This window comes from Hydrogenophaga soli, from assembly GCF_054777695.1.
Map to the genome: position 1 here is coordinate 78,977 of NZ_BAAHAK010000012.1, position 14,651 is coordinate 93,627.

19 protein-coding genes are annotated in these 14,651 nt (G+C 62.1%); 4 read left to right on the plus strand and 15 right to left on the minus strand.

Annotated elements, in window-relative coordinates; genetic code table 11:
• The first annotated feature begins 33 nt into the window (after positions 1–33).
• Positions 34–519 carry a c-type cytochrome gene (locus ACYVB7_RS18310; RefSeq protein WP_460510136.1) on the plus strand — a complete coding sequence of 162 codons (486 nt, stop codon included), beginning with the start codon at positions 34–36 and terminating at the stop codon, positions 517–519.
• Between the two features lie 52 nt (positions 520–571).
• On the opposite strand, the gene ACYVB7_RS18315 is transcribed toward ACYVB7_RS18310, so the two are convergent.
• From ACYVB7_RS18315 to ACYVB7_RS18365, 11 genes are all read right to left on the minus strand, one after another.
• The gene (locus tag ACYVB7_RS18315) at positions 572–1,138 is read right to left on the minus strand and encodes a DUF2946 family protein (protein WP_460510138.1); all 567 of its coding nucleotides are present in this window, start codon (positions 1,136–1,138) and stop codon (positions 572–574) included.
• Between the two features lie 11 nt (positions 1,139–1,149).
• Positions 1,150–2,178, minus strand: coding sequence for a YheT family hydrolase (locus tag ACYVB7_RS18320; RefSeq protein WP_460510140.1), 1,029 nt, complete (start codon positions 2,176–2,178; stop codon positions 1,150–1,152).
• A gap of 50 nt (positions 2,179–2,228) precedes the next feature.
• Positions 2,229–2,645 (minus strand): F0F1 ATP synthase subunit epsilon, encoded by a 417-nt coding sequence (locus ACYVB7_RS18325; RefSeq protein ID WP_460510142.1) that lies wholly within the window; start codon positions 2,643–2,645, stop codon positions 2,229–2,231.
• Positions 2,646–2,707: 62 nt separating this feature from the next.
• On the minus strand, positions 2,708–4,117 hold the full coding sequence (gene atpD, locus ACYVB7_RS18330) for a F0F1 ATP synthase subunit beta (protein ID WP_460510144.1): 1,410 nt from the start codon (positions 4,115–4,117) through the stop codon (positions 2,708–2,710).
• Positions 4,118–4,161: 44 nt separating this feature from the next.
• Positions 4,162–5,028, minus strand: coding sequence for a F0F1 ATP synthase subunit gamma (gene atpG, locus ACYVB7_RS18335; protein WP_460510146.1), 867 nt, complete (start codon positions 5,026–5,028; stop codon positions 4,162–4,164).
• A gap of 30 nt (positions 5,029–5,058) precedes the next feature.
• Positions 5,059–6,615, minus strand: coding sequence for a F0F1 ATP synthase subunit alpha (gene atpA / locus ACYVB7_RS18340; protein ID WP_460510148.1), 1,557 nt, complete (start codon positions 6,613–6,615; stop codon positions 5,059–5,061).
• Positions 6,616–6,659: 44 nt separating this feature from the next.
• On the minus strand, positions 6,660–7,190 hold the full coding sequence (locus tag ACYVB7_RS18345) for a FoF1 ATP synthase subunit delta (RefSeq protein WP_460510150.1): 531 nt from the start codon (positions 7,188–7,190) through the stop codon (positions 6,660–6,662).
• Between the two features lie 18 nt (positions 7,191–7,208).
• The gene (locus ACYVB7_RS18350; RefSeq protein WP_460510215.1) at positions 7,209–7,679 is read right to left on the minus strand and encodes a F0F1 ATP synthase subunit B; all 471 of its coding nucleotides are present in this window, start codon (positions 7,677–7,679) and stop codon (positions 7,209–7,211) included.
• A gap of 136 nt (positions 7,680–7,815) precedes the next feature.
• The gene (gene atpE, locus ACYVB7_RS18355) at positions 7,816–8,067 is read right to left on the minus strand and encodes a F0F1 ATP synthase subunit C (protein ID WP_066157632.1); all 252 of its coding nucleotides are present in this window, start codon (positions 8,065–8,067) and stop codon (positions 7,816–7,818) included.
• Between the two features lie 62 nt (positions 8,068–8,129).
• Entirely contained in the window at positions 8,130–9,008 is an 879-nt protein-coding gene (atpB, locus tag ACYVB7_RS18360) for a FoF1 ATP synthase subunit A (RefSeq protein ID WP_460510152.1), read from the minus strand.
• A 15-nt stretch (positions 9,009–9,023) separates the two neighbouring features.
• Positions 9,024–9,560, minus strand: a complete 537-nt coding sequence (locus ACYVB7_RS18365; RefSeq protein WP_460510154.1) for an ATP synthase subunit I — start codon at positions 9,558–9,560, stop codon at positions 9,024–9,026.
• 99 nt (positions 9,561–9,659) lie between these two features.
• On the opposite strand from ACYVB7_RS18365, the gene ACYVB7_RS18370 reads away from it, so the two are divergent.
• Genes ACYVB7_RS18370 through lipA form a run of 3 tightly spaced genes read left to right on the plus strand, consistent with a single transcriptional unit; the run spans position 9,660 to position 11,649 of the window.
• Positions 9,660–9,935, plus strand: a complete 276-nt coding sequence (locus tag ACYVB7_RS18370; RefSeq protein ID WP_460510156.1) for a YbeD family protein — start codon at positions 9,660–9,662, stop codon at positions 9,933–9,935.
• A 56-nt stretch (positions 9,936–9,991) separates the two neighbouring features.
• The gene (gene lipB / locus ACYVB7_RS18375; protein ID WP_460510217.1) at positions 9,992–10,615 is read left to right on the plus strand and encodes a lipoyl(octanoyl) transferase LipB; all 624 of its coding nucleotides are present in this window, start codon (positions 9,992–9,994) and stop codon (positions 10,613–10,615) included.
• 38 nt (positions 10,616–10,653) lie between these two features.
• Complete coding sequence (gene lipA / locus ACYVB7_RS18380; RefSeq protein WP_460510157.1) at positions 10,654–11,649, plus strand: lipoyl synthase; 996 nt, start codon at positions 10,654–10,656, stop codon at positions 11,647–11,649.
• Between the two features lie 55 nt (positions 11,650–11,704).
• Here the strand turns inward: lipA and ACYVB7_RS18385 are convergent, their stop codons facing one another.
• From ACYVB7_RS18385 to ACYVB7_RS18400, 4 genes are all read right to left on the minus strand, one after another.
• The gene (locus ACYVB7_RS18385; protein WP_460510159.1) at positions 11,705–12,061 is read right to left on the minus strand and encodes a carboxymuconolactone decarboxylase family protein; all 357 of its coding nucleotides are present in this window, start codon (positions 12,059–12,061) and stop codon (positions 11,705–11,707) included.
• A 135-nt stretch (positions 12,062–12,196) separates the two neighbouring features.
• Positions 12,197–13,963, minus strand: coding sequence for a phosphoenolpyruvate--protein phosphotransferase (gene ptsP, locus ACYVB7_RS18390; RefSeq protein ID WP_460510161.1), 1,767 nt, complete (start codon positions 13,961–13,963; stop codon positions 12,197–12,199).
• Entirely contained in the window at positions 13,960–14,229 is a 270-nt protein-coding gene (locus tag ACYVB7_RS18395; protein ID WP_460510163.1) for an HPr family phosphocarrier protein, read from the minus strand. Before ACYVB7_RS18395 ends, ptsP begins: the two co-directional genes overlap by 4 nt.
• Complete coding sequence (locus ACYVB7_RS18400) at positions 14,198–14,641, minus strand: PTS sugar transporter subunit IIA (RefSeq protein ID WP_460510165.1); 444 nt, start codon at positions 14,639–14,641, stop codon at positions 14,198–14,200. The genes ACYVB7_RS18395 and ACYVB7_RS18400 overlap by 32 nt, the downstream gene beginning before the upstream one ends.
• Positions 14,642–14,651 lie beyond the last annotated feature (10 nt).

Consider the following 14,651-nt stretch of genomic DNA (forward strand, 5'->3'; position numbering starts at 1 on the left):
GCATCAAAGTCTGCCCCTTCCTTTGAGAACACCATGAGCCACGACTCTCACACCGGCCCCATCAAGACCCCCGCACAGCTGCTGTGGACGTCGTTTTTCTCTTTTGTCGTCCCGGTGTTCGTCATCATCGGCCTGGTGTACTACGTGACCTCCGCCAACAAGCCTGCGGCGGGTGCTGACACGTCTGAACTGGCCACCGCCATTCGCCTCCAGCGCGTCGGCTCGGTGGAGCTCCAAACGGGTGAAAAGAAGCTGCGCAACGGGGCTGACGCTTATGCCGCACAGTGCTCGGCTTGTCATGCAGCCGGCTTGGTGGGTGCTCCCAAATTTGGCGACGCCGCAGCCTGGGGTCCACGCATCGGCGCTGGGTTCAAAGCGTTGGTCAACTCCGCCATGAACGGCAAAAACGCCATGGGCCCTCAGAAGGGCGGCTTGCTGTCCGACCTGGAAATTTCCCGCGCTGTGGCCCACATGGCCAATGCCGGTGGTGCCAAGTTTGAAGAACCCGCCGCTCCCTGAAGCCGGTCTGACATTCGCGTGCATGGCACGCACCGAACAACCCCGCTGTGGCTCAGGCCCGCGGGGTTTTTTCTTGGGCCGGACTCAGCACATGGCCGAATTGGGCTTGGAGTTGGTCTGAACGACACGCTTCGGCATGCCAGAGTCCCGCCTCCAACAGGTCTGCGGCAATGCCCATGTCCTGGCTGTGCACCAGTGCCAACCCCTGCGGCGTATGCACGTACAACAAGCCTTGGTCATCCAACCACACGGCTTGGACCGATGCATCCACCCCCGTGTGAAGGCTCACCCGTTCGCTTTCGCCCTGGCGCAACCGGCACACCCATGGCGCACGCATCAATTCCACAAACACCCGCTGGGGTCCGTTCTGGAAGAACCAGTGTCCGTGGTCGTCACGGTGGTAGTTGCGACCGATGAACGCCACCAGCTTGTCGTGCTGCAGGCGGGAACCCCGCGCCTGCTGGGCTTGGGGGTGTTGGGCAGGCAGCTGAAACGGCCCAGCCGCTTGCGCCCGCTCATCCCGCATCCACCACTGCCCCCGGTCATCCAAGCCCAGCCATCCGAGGCAGTCAGGCACGTTGGGCCATTTGGCCATGGCGGCTTTGACAATGTCATCCATCATGCATCCCTTCAGGTGATGTCCGTCCCGACGCCCAGCGCCTGCGCCACCCATGCGACCACGGCGCGAGGCAGCGCTCCGGTCAATGAAGCCGACATCCCCCTGGCCCCAGCCACGGGGAATCCCACATGACCACCCCGACGCGGTTGCCACAGGGTGACGCAACGGCTCACCTCGTGGGGGCGGGGCAGGCAATGACTCGGCACAAACGGGTCGTTCACGGCATTGACCATCAAGGTCTGAATGCCAATGGCCCCCAGCACGGGTTTGGCTGACGCCTCGCACCAATAGCGCTGTGCCGTTCCAAAACCATGAACGGGCGCAGTGAACGCATCGTCAAACTCATACAGTGTGCGGCAACGCGACAACCGATGCAGATCAAACAGGCCCGGGTGTTGCGCCCATTTGGCCCGCGCCTTGGGCAACATGGTGTGCAAGAACAACGGGGTGTACACACGGCGGTTGAAGCCGCGTCCCAAGGCCTCTCCACATGCCGTCAAATCCAGAGGTGCCGACACCGCCACCGCGGCATCCACCCATTGAGCAGCCCCCAGTCCGCGCAGACCGGCCCAGCGCATCAACACGTTGCCCCCCAGCGACACCCCCACAGCCACCACCTGACGCCCGGGGTGCCTGCGGCGGACTCTCTCCAGCATCCACTGAACCTCTTCCACGTCGCCTGAGTGGTAGGCCCGCGGGGCTCGGTTCAGCTCTCCGGAACAGCCCCGAAAATGGACCACCCCCAGTCCCCAATGGTGCGCATGCAGCACGGACGCCAACGCCTTGGCGTAATGGCTTTCCGACGAGCCTTCCAACCCATGAAACAGAATCACCAAAGGCGAAGACTGCGCCGGTTCCTCGCGGTGAACCAACCAGTCGACATCCACAAAGTCGCCGTCCGGTGTGTCCCAGCGCTCTCGTTGCCACGGCACGTCAGGCGGGCTGCGGCGGCCCCACCACGCAGGCACCAGGGTTTGCAGGTGGCCGCCCGGCAGCCAATGGGGTGGTGCGTCGAACAACAACGGGTTGGGAACGGTCATGGCAAAAAAAATCCGGCGCTAGGCCGGATTTTCTGAGAAGAGGGTTTGCCTCACTTGCGCTGGCGGTACTTGCGCAGCGCAGCGATCTGGGCCGCCATCACGGTCAGCTCCGACGTGGCCTTGGCCAGATCGATGTCGCTCTTGGCGTTCTTGATGGCTTCTTCCGCGGCACGGCGGGCGTCGCTGGCCTTGGCTTCGTCGAGGTCCTTGCCACGGATCGCGGTGTCGCTCAACACCGTGATGTGGTTGGGTTGAACCTCCAGGATGCCGCCCGCCACGAAAACGAACTCTTCACCCCCATCGGCCTTTTCGATGCGCACGGCACCGGGCTTGATGCGGGTGATCAGCGGAACGTGCCCGGGCAGAATGCCCAGCTCGCCCGCTTCGCCCGGGAGGGCGACAAACTTGGCCGGACCGCTGAAGATGGACTCTTCGGCGCTGACCACATCAACTTGAATCGAGCTCATGTGTTTTTCCTGTCAATGGCGGGTGCACCGCACCCGCCGGGGACATGACGGCATGAAGCCGATCAGGCTGCCAGCTTCTTGGCCTTTTCGAAGGCCTCGTCGATGGTGCCCACCATGTAGAACGCCTGCTCGGGCAGGTGATCGCACTCACCCGCCACGATCATCTTGAAACCACGGATGGTTTCCTTCAGAGGCACGTATTTGCCAGGGGAACCGGTGAACACTTCGGCCACGTGGAAAGGCTGGCTCAGGAAACGCTGCATCTTGCGAGCGCGGGCCACCACCAGTTTGTCTTCAGGGGCCAGTTCGTCCATGCCCAGAATGGCGATGATGTCGCGCAGTTCCTTGTAGCGTTGCAGCGTGCCTTGCACGGCGCGTGCGGTACCGTAGTGCTCTTCACCCACCACGTTGGGGTCCAACTGACGGCTGGTGGAGTCCAGGGGGTCCACGGCAGGGTAGATACCCAGTGCGGCGATGTCACGCGACAGCACCACGGTGGAGTCCAAGTGAGCAAAGGTGGTGGCGGGCGACGGGTCGGTCAAGTCGTCGGCCGGCACGTACACGGCCTGGATGGAGGTGATGGAGCCCACTTTGGTGGAGGTGATCCGCTCTTGCAGACGACCCATTTCCTCGGCCAGCGTGGGCTGGTAACCCACGGCGGAAGGCATGCGACCCAGCAGCGCGGACACTTCGGTACCGGCCAGGGTGTAACGGTAGATGTTGTCCACGAAGAACAACACGTCACGGCCTTCGTCACGGAAGGACTCGGCAATGGTCAGACCGGTCAGGGCCACGCGCAGACGGTTGCCCGGGGGCTCGTTCATCTGGCCGTAGACCATGGACACCTTGGACTCGCCCAGGTTCTCCAGGTTCACCACGCCGGAATCGGCCATTTCGTGATAGAAGTCGTTCCCTTCGCGGGTACGCTCGCCCACACCAGCGAACACCGACAGACCCGAGTGAGCCTTGGCGATGTTGTTGATGAGTTCCATCATGTTCACGGTCTTGCCCACACCGGCACCACCGAACAGACCCACCTTACCGCCCTTGGCAAACGGGCACACCAAGTCGATCACCTTGATGCCGGTTTCCAGCAGCTCCTGGGAAGGAGACAGCTCGTCATACGCGGGGGCCTTGCGGTGGATGGAGGCGGTGACGGCCTGGTCGACAGGACCACGTTCGTCGATGGGGTTGCCCAACACGTCCATGATGCGACCCAGGGTGGCCTTGCCAACGGGCACGGAAATGGGCGCGTCGGTGTTGAACACCACCATGCCACGACGCAGACCGTCGGACGAACCCAGCGCAATGGTACGGACCACGCCGTCACCCAGCTGCTGCTGAACTTCCAAAGTCAGCGCAGAACCTTCCATTTTCAGGGCGTCGTACACCTTGGGCATCTGGTCACGGGGGAATTCGACGTCCACCACGGCACCGATACACTGAACAATCTTGCCTTGAGCTTGAGCCATGATTGAATCCTTAACGTTTGCTTGAATGTTGTTTTCGTGGTGCGTCAAACTGCTGCGGCACCGGCGACGATTTCCGACAGTTCCTTGGTGATCGCGGCCTGACGGGTCTTGTTGTAGACCAGCTTGAGTTCAGCGATCACGTTGCCGGCGTTGTCGGTGGCAGCCTTCATGGCCACCATGCGAGCAGACTGCTCCGACGCCATGTTCTCGGCAACCGCCTGGTAAATCAGCGCTTCAACGTAGCGCAGCAGCAGGTCGTCAATGACCGTGGCCGCATCCGGCTCGTAGATGTAGTCCCAGTCGTGAGACGACGACTCACCTTGCAGCGTGGCAGCGCTGAGCGGCAACAACTGCTCCACCACAGGCTCTTGCTTCATCGTGTTGATGAAACGGGTGTAGCACAGGTACACCGCGCTGACCTTGCCTTCGCTGTACGCGTCGAGCATGACCTTCATGGGGCCAATCAGACGCTCCAGGTGGGGCGTGTCACCCAGTGCCACCGCGTGCGACACCACGTTGGCACCGATGCGGTTCAGAAAACCCAGACCCTTGTTGCCGAACGCAACTGCCTGTGACTTCTTGCCCTGAGCCTGCACTTCACGCAACTGGTTGGTGACGGCACGCAGCACGTTGGTGTTCAATCCCCCGCACAGGCCCTTGTCGGTGGTGACCACGATGAAGCCGACAGTGTCGCCTTCGTTGGTTTCCATGAAGGGGTGCGAGTATTCCGGGTTGGCGCGACTGAGGTTGCCCGCAATGTGTCGCACCTTCTCGCTGTAAGGCCGGGCCGCACGCATGCGGTCCTGGGCCTTTCGCATTTTGGACGCGGCCACCATTTCCATGGCTTTGGTGATCTTCTTGGTGTTTTCCACCGATTTGATCTTGCCGCGTATTTCCTTGCCTGCTGCCATAGATGCTCCTTATCCGATCTGTCGGGCAGATCAGAACGTGCCGGTTTTCTTGAACTCGGTGATGGCGGCGTTCAGCTCGGCTTCCGCGTCCTTGTCCATGGCCTTGGTGCTTTCCAGCTTGGCCAGCAACGCAGCGTGCTTGTCCTTGAGGTGGGCATGCAGGCCGGATTCGAACGACAGCACCTTCTTGACGTCCAGGTCGTCCATGAAGCCCTTGTTCACGGCGTACAGCGTGGCGCCCATCAAGCTGATGGGCAGCGGGCTGTACTGTGCCTGCTTCAGCAGTTCGGTCACGCGGGCACCGCGGTCCAGCTGCTTGCGGGTGGCTTCGTCCAGGTCGGAAGCGAACTGCGCGAACGCAGCCAGTTCACGGTACTGGGCCAAGTCGGTACGGATACCACCGGACAGACCTTTGATCAACTTGGTCTGAGCGGCACCGCCCACGCGGGACACGGAGATACCGGCGTTGATGGCGGGACGGATACCGGCGTTGAACAGGCTGGTTTCCAGGAAGATCTGGCCGTCGGTGATGGAAATCACGTTGGTCGGCACGAAGGCGGACACGTCACCGGCTTGCGTTTCGATGATGGGCAGCGCCGTCAGCGAACCGGTCTTGCCTTTGACTTCACCCTTGGTGAAGGCTTCGACGTAGTCGGCGTTCACGCGGGCGGCGCGTTCCAGCAGGCGGCTGTGGAGATAGAACACGTCGCCAGGGAAAGCTTCACGGCCGGGAGGACGACGCAGCAGCAGGGACACCTGACGGTAGGCCACGGCTTGCTTGGACAGGTCGTCGTACACGATCAGGGCGTCTTCGCCACGATCGCGGAAGTATTCACCCATGGTGCAGCCCGAGTAGGCCGACACGTACTGCATGGCAGCGGATTCGGAGGCAGAAGCGGCCACCACGATGGTGTATTCCATCGCACCGGCTTGTTCCAGGGCGCGCACCACGTTCTTGATCGACGACGCCTTCTGACCGATGGCGACGTAGATACAGGTCATGTTCTGACCCTTCTGGTTGATGATGGTGTCGATGGCCACGGCCGTCTTACCGGTCTGGCGGTCACCAATGATCAGTTCGCGCTGGCCACGGCCAATGGGCACCATGGAGTCGATGGACTTCAGGCCGGTTTGCATCGGCTGGTCCACGGACTGGCGGGCGATCACGCCTGGGGCCACCTTTTCGATCACGTCGGTGAGCTTGGCGTTGATGGGCCCCTTGCCGTCGATGGGTTGCCCCAGGGCGTTGACCACACGGCCACGCAGTTCAGGACCCACGGGAACTTCCAGAATACGGCCCGTGCACTTGACGGTGTCGCCTTCGGAGATGTGCTCGTATTCACCCAGAATCACCGCACCCACGGAGTCGCGCTCCAGGTTCAGTGCCAGACCGTAGGTGGCCACACCGTCCTTGGTCGCGGGGAACTCCAGCATTTCGCCCTGCATCACGTCCGACAGGCCGTGGACACGAACGATGCCGTCGGTCACGGAGACCACGGTGCCCTGGTTGCGGACGTCGGTGGACGCTGACACCCCTTGAATCCGGGACTTGATCAGTTCAGAAATTTCTGCTGGATTGAGTTGCATGACTCGTTCCTCTTTACATGTGTGTTGTGACTCGCGACCTCGGCTCACGCCGTGAGGGCCACTTTCATTTGTTCCAGCCGTGCCTTGATGGAGGTGTCGAGCACTTCATCACCCACAGCCACGCGAATGCCACCGATCAGGTCGGGCACCAGTTCAACAGAGAGGTTCAGCTTGCGACCGAAACGTTTTTCCAGCAGCCCCGTGATCTCCGACAGTTGCGAGGGATCAATGGGGAATGCACTCTGAACCACGGCGTCGGCCACGCCCGCACGCTGATTGCACAGGGTGCGAAACTGAGCGGCAATTTCTGGCAACGCGGACAAGCGACCGTTCTCGACGATCAACCGCAGGAAGTTGCCCGCCTCGGTCGTCAGCGGCGAACGCACAACCGACTGGAACACCGCCATGATTTGATCATCGGTGACCTTGGGGTTGTCGGCAAACTGCCGGAGCTGCTCGTCTGAAGAAATTTGCGCCAGCTCGTCCAACCATTCAGTGGGCGCATTCGGCTGCACGCCGATGGACTGGAACAAGGCCTCGGCGTAGGGCCGGGCAACGGTGGCAACTTCAGCCATGATGTGATCTGCCTTGTATCAGAGTTCGGTCTTCAGACGACCCAGCAACTCGCTGTGAACAGCGGCGTTGACTTCACGCTGGAGGATTTGCTCTGCACCCTTGACCGCCAAAGTGGCCACGTCTTCACGCAAAGCTTCGCGAGCCTTGACGACTTGCTGCTCGGCCTCTTGACGGGCAGCGGCCACGATCTTGGCAGCTTCCTCGGTCGCACGGGTCTTGGCTTCTTCGATCAAAGCCTGGGCACGACGCTCGGCGTCAGCCAGACGGGTGGCGGATTCGTTGCGCGACTTGCTCAACTCTTCTTCAACCCGCTTGTTGGCCACGGACAGTTCGGTCTTGGCCTTTTCGGACGCGGCCAGACCCTCGGCAATTTTGAGAGCGCGCTCATCGAGTGCCTTGGCAATGGGCGGCCACACGAACTTCATCGTGAACCACACCAGAATGGCAAAAACAATCGCCTGCGCAAAGAGCGTTGCATTGATGTTCACAGCAACACCTTTCTTTGTGTGTTCAGGGGGTGTACGCAATCGGCGTCTGGGCGGCCTCTTGCGATGATGAGGACAGGCGAGGAATCACCTGTCCACGCTGAAGGGCGCCCGCGACCCAGCCTTGAATGACCTGCGATCAGGCGGCCAGTTGGAAGGGGTTGGCGAACGCGAACAGCAGGGCGATGGCCACACCGATCAGGAATGCAGCGTCGATCAGACCGGCCAGAATGAACATCTTGGTTTGCAGGTCGTTCATCAGCTCGGGTTGACGAGCAGAGGATTCGAGGAACTTGCCACCCATCAGGGCGATACCGATGGAAGCGCCAATGGCACCCAGACCAACGATCAAACCACAAGCCAGAGCGACGAGACCCAGAACGTTTTCCATGATGACTCCTAAGGAACTAAGTTGAGAAAGAAAGGGATGGGAAAGGAAACCAATGCGCGAGGTCAGTGCGCGTCATGCGCTTGACCCAGATAAATCAAGGTCAGCATCATGAAAATGAACGCTTGCAACGTGATCACAAGGATGTGGAACAGCGTCCAGACCGTACCGGCGATGATGTGGCCGATGAAGAACAGCCCACCACCCAGCGAAGTGGCCGCATAGGCACCCAGCAGAGCAATCAGCATGAACACCAGTTCGCCGGCAAACATGTTGCCGAACAGTCGCATGCCATGAGACACCGTCTTGGCAACGAACTCGATCATTTGCATCAGGAAGTTGACCACCCCCAGCAGCACAGCCCACACAGGGTTCTTGCTGGTGCCAAAAGGCGCACACACCAACTCATGCGTCCAACCACCCAGGCCTTTGATCTTGATGTTGTAGATCAGGCACATGACCAGCACGGAGGTGGACAGACCCAAGGTCGTGGACAGGTCCGCCGAAGGCACCACGCGCAAATAGGCATGGCTCGGATCGTGGCCTTGGGCTTCGTAAATGGCCGCCCAAATCTGAGGCAACAGGTCCAGCGGCAGCATGTCCATGAAGTTCATCATGAAGATCCACACAAACACGGTCAACGCCAGAGGTCCGACCAGCTTGCGGCTTTGTGCGTTGTGGATGACGGCCTTGGCCTGGTTGTCCACCAGCTCGACCAGCATTTCCACCGCGGCCTGAAAGCGACCCGGCACACCGGCATGCGCCTTGCGTGCAGCCATGAACAGCACGAAGCACACAAACGCACCCAGGATGGAACTGAAAATCACGGAGTCGATGTTGATGACCGAGAAGTCAACAATCGAAGTCTGCTTGTGATTCTGCAGATGCTGCAGGTGGTGGCGAATGTATTCGCCGGGTGTCAAAGCATGCGCTTCAGCAGACATAGTTCACATCAACCATCAGTTTGCAGTTGAACGGCTCAACCCCCACAGGGCCAACCAGTTCACCTTGATTACCGCCACCAGACCCGCCAGCAAAGCCAGCCAGTCCACCTGAACCAACAGCTTTGGCGCAAGCGCCATCAGCATCACGGAAAGAAGCACTTTGACCCCTTCCCAAAACATCACCGCCGCCAGCGACCCCTTTGGGAACACCGACAACGCTTTGGAAAGCCTTCCGGCAGTCAGCCCCCAAGCCATCAGCACGGCGGGGAACCAAACCGCCCCAGCGCCATACCAAACCGAGAGGGCTCCGACGAGTCGCCCGGAAAGACCCCACCAAAGGAAGCCAACCGACACACCCACCAGCAACTGCCAACCCAGCACACGCCAAATGGACACCGTGCGCTGCCGCAAACGCCATTCTTCAGCTTCTTGAGCCGTCAGAGGCTTGAAGTTGTTGTCTTCATCCTCAGTTTCCACCCCATCAACGCCGTTGCCGGGGTTGGCATTGAGCTTTGTGCAAGGCTTCCTGGAAACCTGATCGATTGTGTTCATCAAGCATTACATCCAGGTTACGGCCCGTTGACCTGCGCCGCAAAGCCAGCCATTATAAGTAGAAACCCCATCGGACCGTCAACACCCCTTTTTCACCCCATGTCCTCTGTCCCCACCACCGCCAGCCTGATTGAATACCCCTGTCGTTTCCCCATCAAGGTGATGGGGGCTGCCGTGCCCGGTTTTCTGGAAACCATGGTGGAACTGGCACGCGGTTTCGACCCGGATTTTTTGGGCCACACCGTGGAACAGCGCCCCAGCAGCAGTGGCACCTACCTGGGGCTGACACTCACCGTGCGCGTCACCAGCCGTGAGCAGCTGGACGACCTGTACCGGGCCCTGACCAGCCACCCCATGGTCAAGGTGGTGCTTTGAACGCGCTGGTGGTCAAAGCCCTGGGCAGGGTGGATTACCTGCCCACCTTTGAGGCCATGCAGGCGTTCACCCAGGCCCGCGATGGCGCCACCCCGAATGAACTTTGGCTGTGCGAGCACCCGCCCACCTTCACCCAAGGGCTGGCCGGGCTGCCCTCGCATTTGCTGAACACGGGCGACATTCCGGTCGTCCAGACCGATCGCGGTGGGCAGGTGACGTTTCATGGCCCGGGGCAGGTCATGGCCTACCCGCTGCTGGACCTGAAACGCGCCGGGTATTTTGTGAAGGAATACGTGTACCGGCTGGAAGAGTCGGTCATCCGCACCTTGAGCCACCTGGGTGTGACCGGGCACCGGGTGCGCAGCGCCCCCGGCATTTACGTCCGCCTGGATGATCCCCGCGACCACCGCGCATTGCCCCCCCCCGCCGTCAGCGGGCCCACGCCGTCTTTCCAAGGGTTGGGAAAGATCGCCGCGCTGGGCATCAAGGTCACGCGGCACTGTAGCTACCACGGCGCATCGCTCAACGTGGCCATGGACCTGGAACCCTTCCGGCGCATCAACCCTTGTGGTTACGAGGGTTTGCAGACGGTTGACCTTTCTACAATCGGCATCCATATCGCACCGCAAGAGGTCCAAAACCTCTGGTCACACGAACTTCAGGCCTTGCTGGGCTCTTGAACACCCGGCCACTTCATCCCGCTTTTCGCCTCACATCCATGTCTTCCCCTGAGCAGCAACCGGACGCGCCGTCCGCCGCCTACGACCCTTCGGCCAAACAGAAATCTGCCGCCAAGGTGTCACGCATTCCCATCAAGGTGGTTCCCGGCGAAACGCTGCGCAAACCCGAGTGGATTCGCGTGAAGGCCGGCAGCCCCAGCACCCGTTTTTACGAAATCAAGGACGTGCTGCGAGCCAACAAGCTGGTCACGGTGTGCGAGGAAGCCAGCTGCCCCAACATCGGCGAGTGTTTTGGCAAGGGCACGGCCACGTTCATGATCATGGGCGACAAGTGCACCCGCCGCTGCCCCTTCTGCGACGTGGGCCATGGCCGCCCCGACCCGCTGGACCCGCTTGAGCCTGACAACCTGGCCAAGACCATTGCCGACTTGAAACTCAAGTACGTGGTCATCACCAGCGTGGACCGGGACGACCTGCGCGATGGTGGTGCCGGGCATTACGTGGCCTGCATTCAAAAAACCCGCGAGCTGTCGCCCCACACCCAGATCGAGGTGCTGGTGCCCGATTTCCGCGGGCGTGACGACAAAGCCCTGGACATCCTCAAGGCCGCGCCGCCCGACGTGATGAACCACAACCTGGAAACGGTGCCACGGCTGTACAAGGAAGCCCGCCCAGGGGCGGACTACGCCTTCAGCCTGAACCTGCTCAAGAAGTTCAAGGCCCTGTTCCCCGACGTCCCCACCAAGAGCGGGCTGATGGTGGGCCTGGGCGAGACCGATGACGAAATCCTGGCCGTGATGCAGGACATGCGGGACCACGGCATCAACATGCTGACCATCGGGCAGTACCTGGCCCCGTCCGGGCACCACCTGCCCGTGCGCCGCTACGTGCACCCCGACACGTTCAAGATGTTCGAGGAAAAGGCCTACGCCATGGGCTTCACCCATGCAGCCGTGGGCGCCATGGTGCGCAGCAGCTACCACGCCGACCAGCAGGCCGGGCACGTGCTGGCGCCCACACCCCAAAACTCCTGATTTTGTAGCGCCTACCGCTTTATTGAAAAGCGGTAGAGGCCAAAAAGGCTTTGAATCAGCCCTGGGCTGGTGTGGCCATGGCATCCCACGCATGGAGGGCTTCGGCGGCGTACATCAGCGCCGGGCCACCGCCCATGTACACGCAAATGGCCAGCATTTCTTCAAGCTCGGCACGGGTGCATGCCAGCTTTTGCAGCGCCTTCACGTGAAAGCCGATGCAGCCCGAACAACGTTGGGTGATGCCAATGGCCAAGGCGATCAACTCCTTGTTTTTGGCGTTGATGGCCCCTTCGGCCATGGCCGCGCGGGCCAGCTGTCCAAAACCCGCCATGGCCTCGGGCTGGGCCTTGCGAAACGGGGTCAGGCTGGCATTGATGTCTTGGATGAGGTCGGCGTGGTGGAAGGTGCTCATGGCAATGGGTGGCAAAGGGGCTGAACAACGGCGACGAACATCGCCCGGAGACAACCAGTCTGACACTCCCACCCGTATCTGCCTTTGACTTCGCTCAAAGGAAACAGGTATATGCGCAACCGCTGATGAAAGCCCTCAGCCCGCCAGCACCAGCGCCGGTTCTTCGGCCACCAGCACGGCCTGCGCCAACGCCTCCAGCTTGCGGGCGTCGCAACGCAGCACCTGCTGCTTGACGGCCAGCAACCGCGCCGGGTGCATGGAAAAGCTGCGCAAGCCCAGGCCCAGCAGCAGGCGGGTCAGCGTGGTGTCACCCGCCAATTCACCGCAGACGCTGACGGTCTTGCCCAAGCGACGACCCGCCGCGATGGTGCGGGCAATGAGTTGCAGCACCGCCGGGTGCAAGGGGTCGTACAGGTGGGCCACCGACTCATCCACCCGGTCGATGGCCAGGGTGTACTGGATGAGGTCGTTGGTGCCGATGGACAAGAAGTCGAAGTAGCGCAGGAACACGTCCACCATCAGCGCCGCGGCGGGCACCTCGATCATGGCCCCCACCTGCACCGCGCCATGGGGCACGCCCTGCGCCACCAGCTGGCCCCGTGCCCGCTCGATGAGCGCCAGGGTCTGCCGGATCTCGGACACGTGCGCCAGCATGGGGATGAGCAAATGCACGGGGCCATGGTGGGCCGCCCGCAGAATGGCCCGCAACTGGGTGAGGAACATGGCCGGTTCGGCCAGGCTCCAGCGGATGGCGCGCAGCCCCAGCGCCGGGTTGAGGTGGTCCTCGGTCACGCGGCCCCGGTCCAACGGTTTGTCGGCCCCGACGTCCACCGTGCGGATGGTGACGGGCAGGCCCTCCATGCCTTCCACCGCGGCGCGGTAGGCGGTGTACTGCTCTTCTTCGTCGGGCAGGTTGCCCTGGCGCCCCATGAACAGGAATTCGCTGCGGAACAACCCCACCCCCACAGCCCCCGCCCGCAGCGCGGCCACGCTGTCGGAGGGCTGCTCGATGTTGGCCAGCAGTTCCACGGCCTCGCCGTCGAGCGTGACCGAGGGGGTGTTGCGCAGGCGGCTGAGGCGCTCGCGCTCCACCTCGGTCTGGCGTTGGCGAAAGCCGTATTCCGCCAGGATGATGGGCGACGGATCGACGATGACCACGCCGGCCTCGCCGTCGATGATGATCCAGTCGTCCTGCTCGATGATGTGGCTGGCCGAACGCGCGCCCACCACGGCAGGGATGTCCATGCTGCGCGCCACGATGGCGGTGTGCGAGGTCTTGCCGCCCACGTCGGTCACGAAACCGGCAAACACACTCTGCTTGAACTGCAGCATGTCGGCGGGCGACAGGTCGTGGGCCACCAGGATCAGGGGCACGTCGATGGTGTCGTCCAGCAGCAGCCCCTGCGGGGCCTTTCGGCTGGGCGCGGGGGGCAAGGCCACCGGCGAGCCCACCCCGCGCATGACCCGCAACATGCGTTCGACCACCTGCTCCAGGTCGGCCTTGCGCTCGCGCAGGTAGGGGTCTTCCATTTCGTCGAACTGGCGGGCCACCTGTTCGAGCTGGGTGGTGAGCGCCCATTCGGCGTTGTAACGGCGGTCCACGATCCAGTGCTTGACGCCGTCGGTCAGGTGCTCGTCCTGCAGCAGCATCAGGTGCACGTCCAGCAGCGCGGCCAGCTCCACATGACCATCTTTGCCGGACAGCCCGTTCAGGCTGGCCTGGACGCGCCCGATTTCGGCGGCCACTTCGTCGCGGGCCCGGCGAAGGCGTCCGATTTCGGCCTGGATCTGGTCGGGCTCGATGAAATAGTGGGCCACGTCCATGCGGCTGGACGCCACCAGCACGGCGCGGCCAATGGCCACCCCGCTGGACACCGCGATGCCATGGACGGAAAAACTCATTCGCCTTCCCCGAACTTGTCGGCGATCAGCGCCAGCAGCGCCTCCATGGCGGCGTGCTCGTCGGGGCCATCGGTTTCCAGCTCGACGGTGGAACCCAGGCCTGCGGCCAGCATCATCACCCCCATGATGCTTTTGGCGTTGATGCGGCGGTCGCCCTTGCTCATCCAGACCTCGCAGGGAAAACTGCCGGCCAGCTTGGTCAGTTTGGCCGATGCGCGGGCGTGCAGTCCAAGCTTATTGCTGATGGTGGTGGTGGTCTTGATCATGGTGTCGTCGGTTCTGGTTCTGAGGAGCGGTCACGCTCACGGCCAAAATGCCTTGGGTGCCTCCCGCCAGGGCCCGGGACACCAGCAGGTCCAAGGCTTCGTGGCGGTAGGTCACGGCTCGCAGCAGCATGGGCAGGTTGACGCCCGCCAACAAGCGGGATTTGACGCCGTCCACCAGACGCTGGGCCACGTTGCAAGGCGTAGCGCCGAACATGTCGGTCAGCACCAGCACCTGCTCGGCCCCCATCTGGTCCACCAGCATGCGGGCTTGCAGCAAGGTGACTTCGGGCTGCTCGTTGGGCTGGACATCCAGCGCCACAACCGCAGCCCCCGCGTCCGGAAAAACGTGCAACACACACTGGCGCAGGGCGGAGGCCAGCGGCGCATGGGCCATGACGAGGATGCCGTTCATGGGCGGCCAT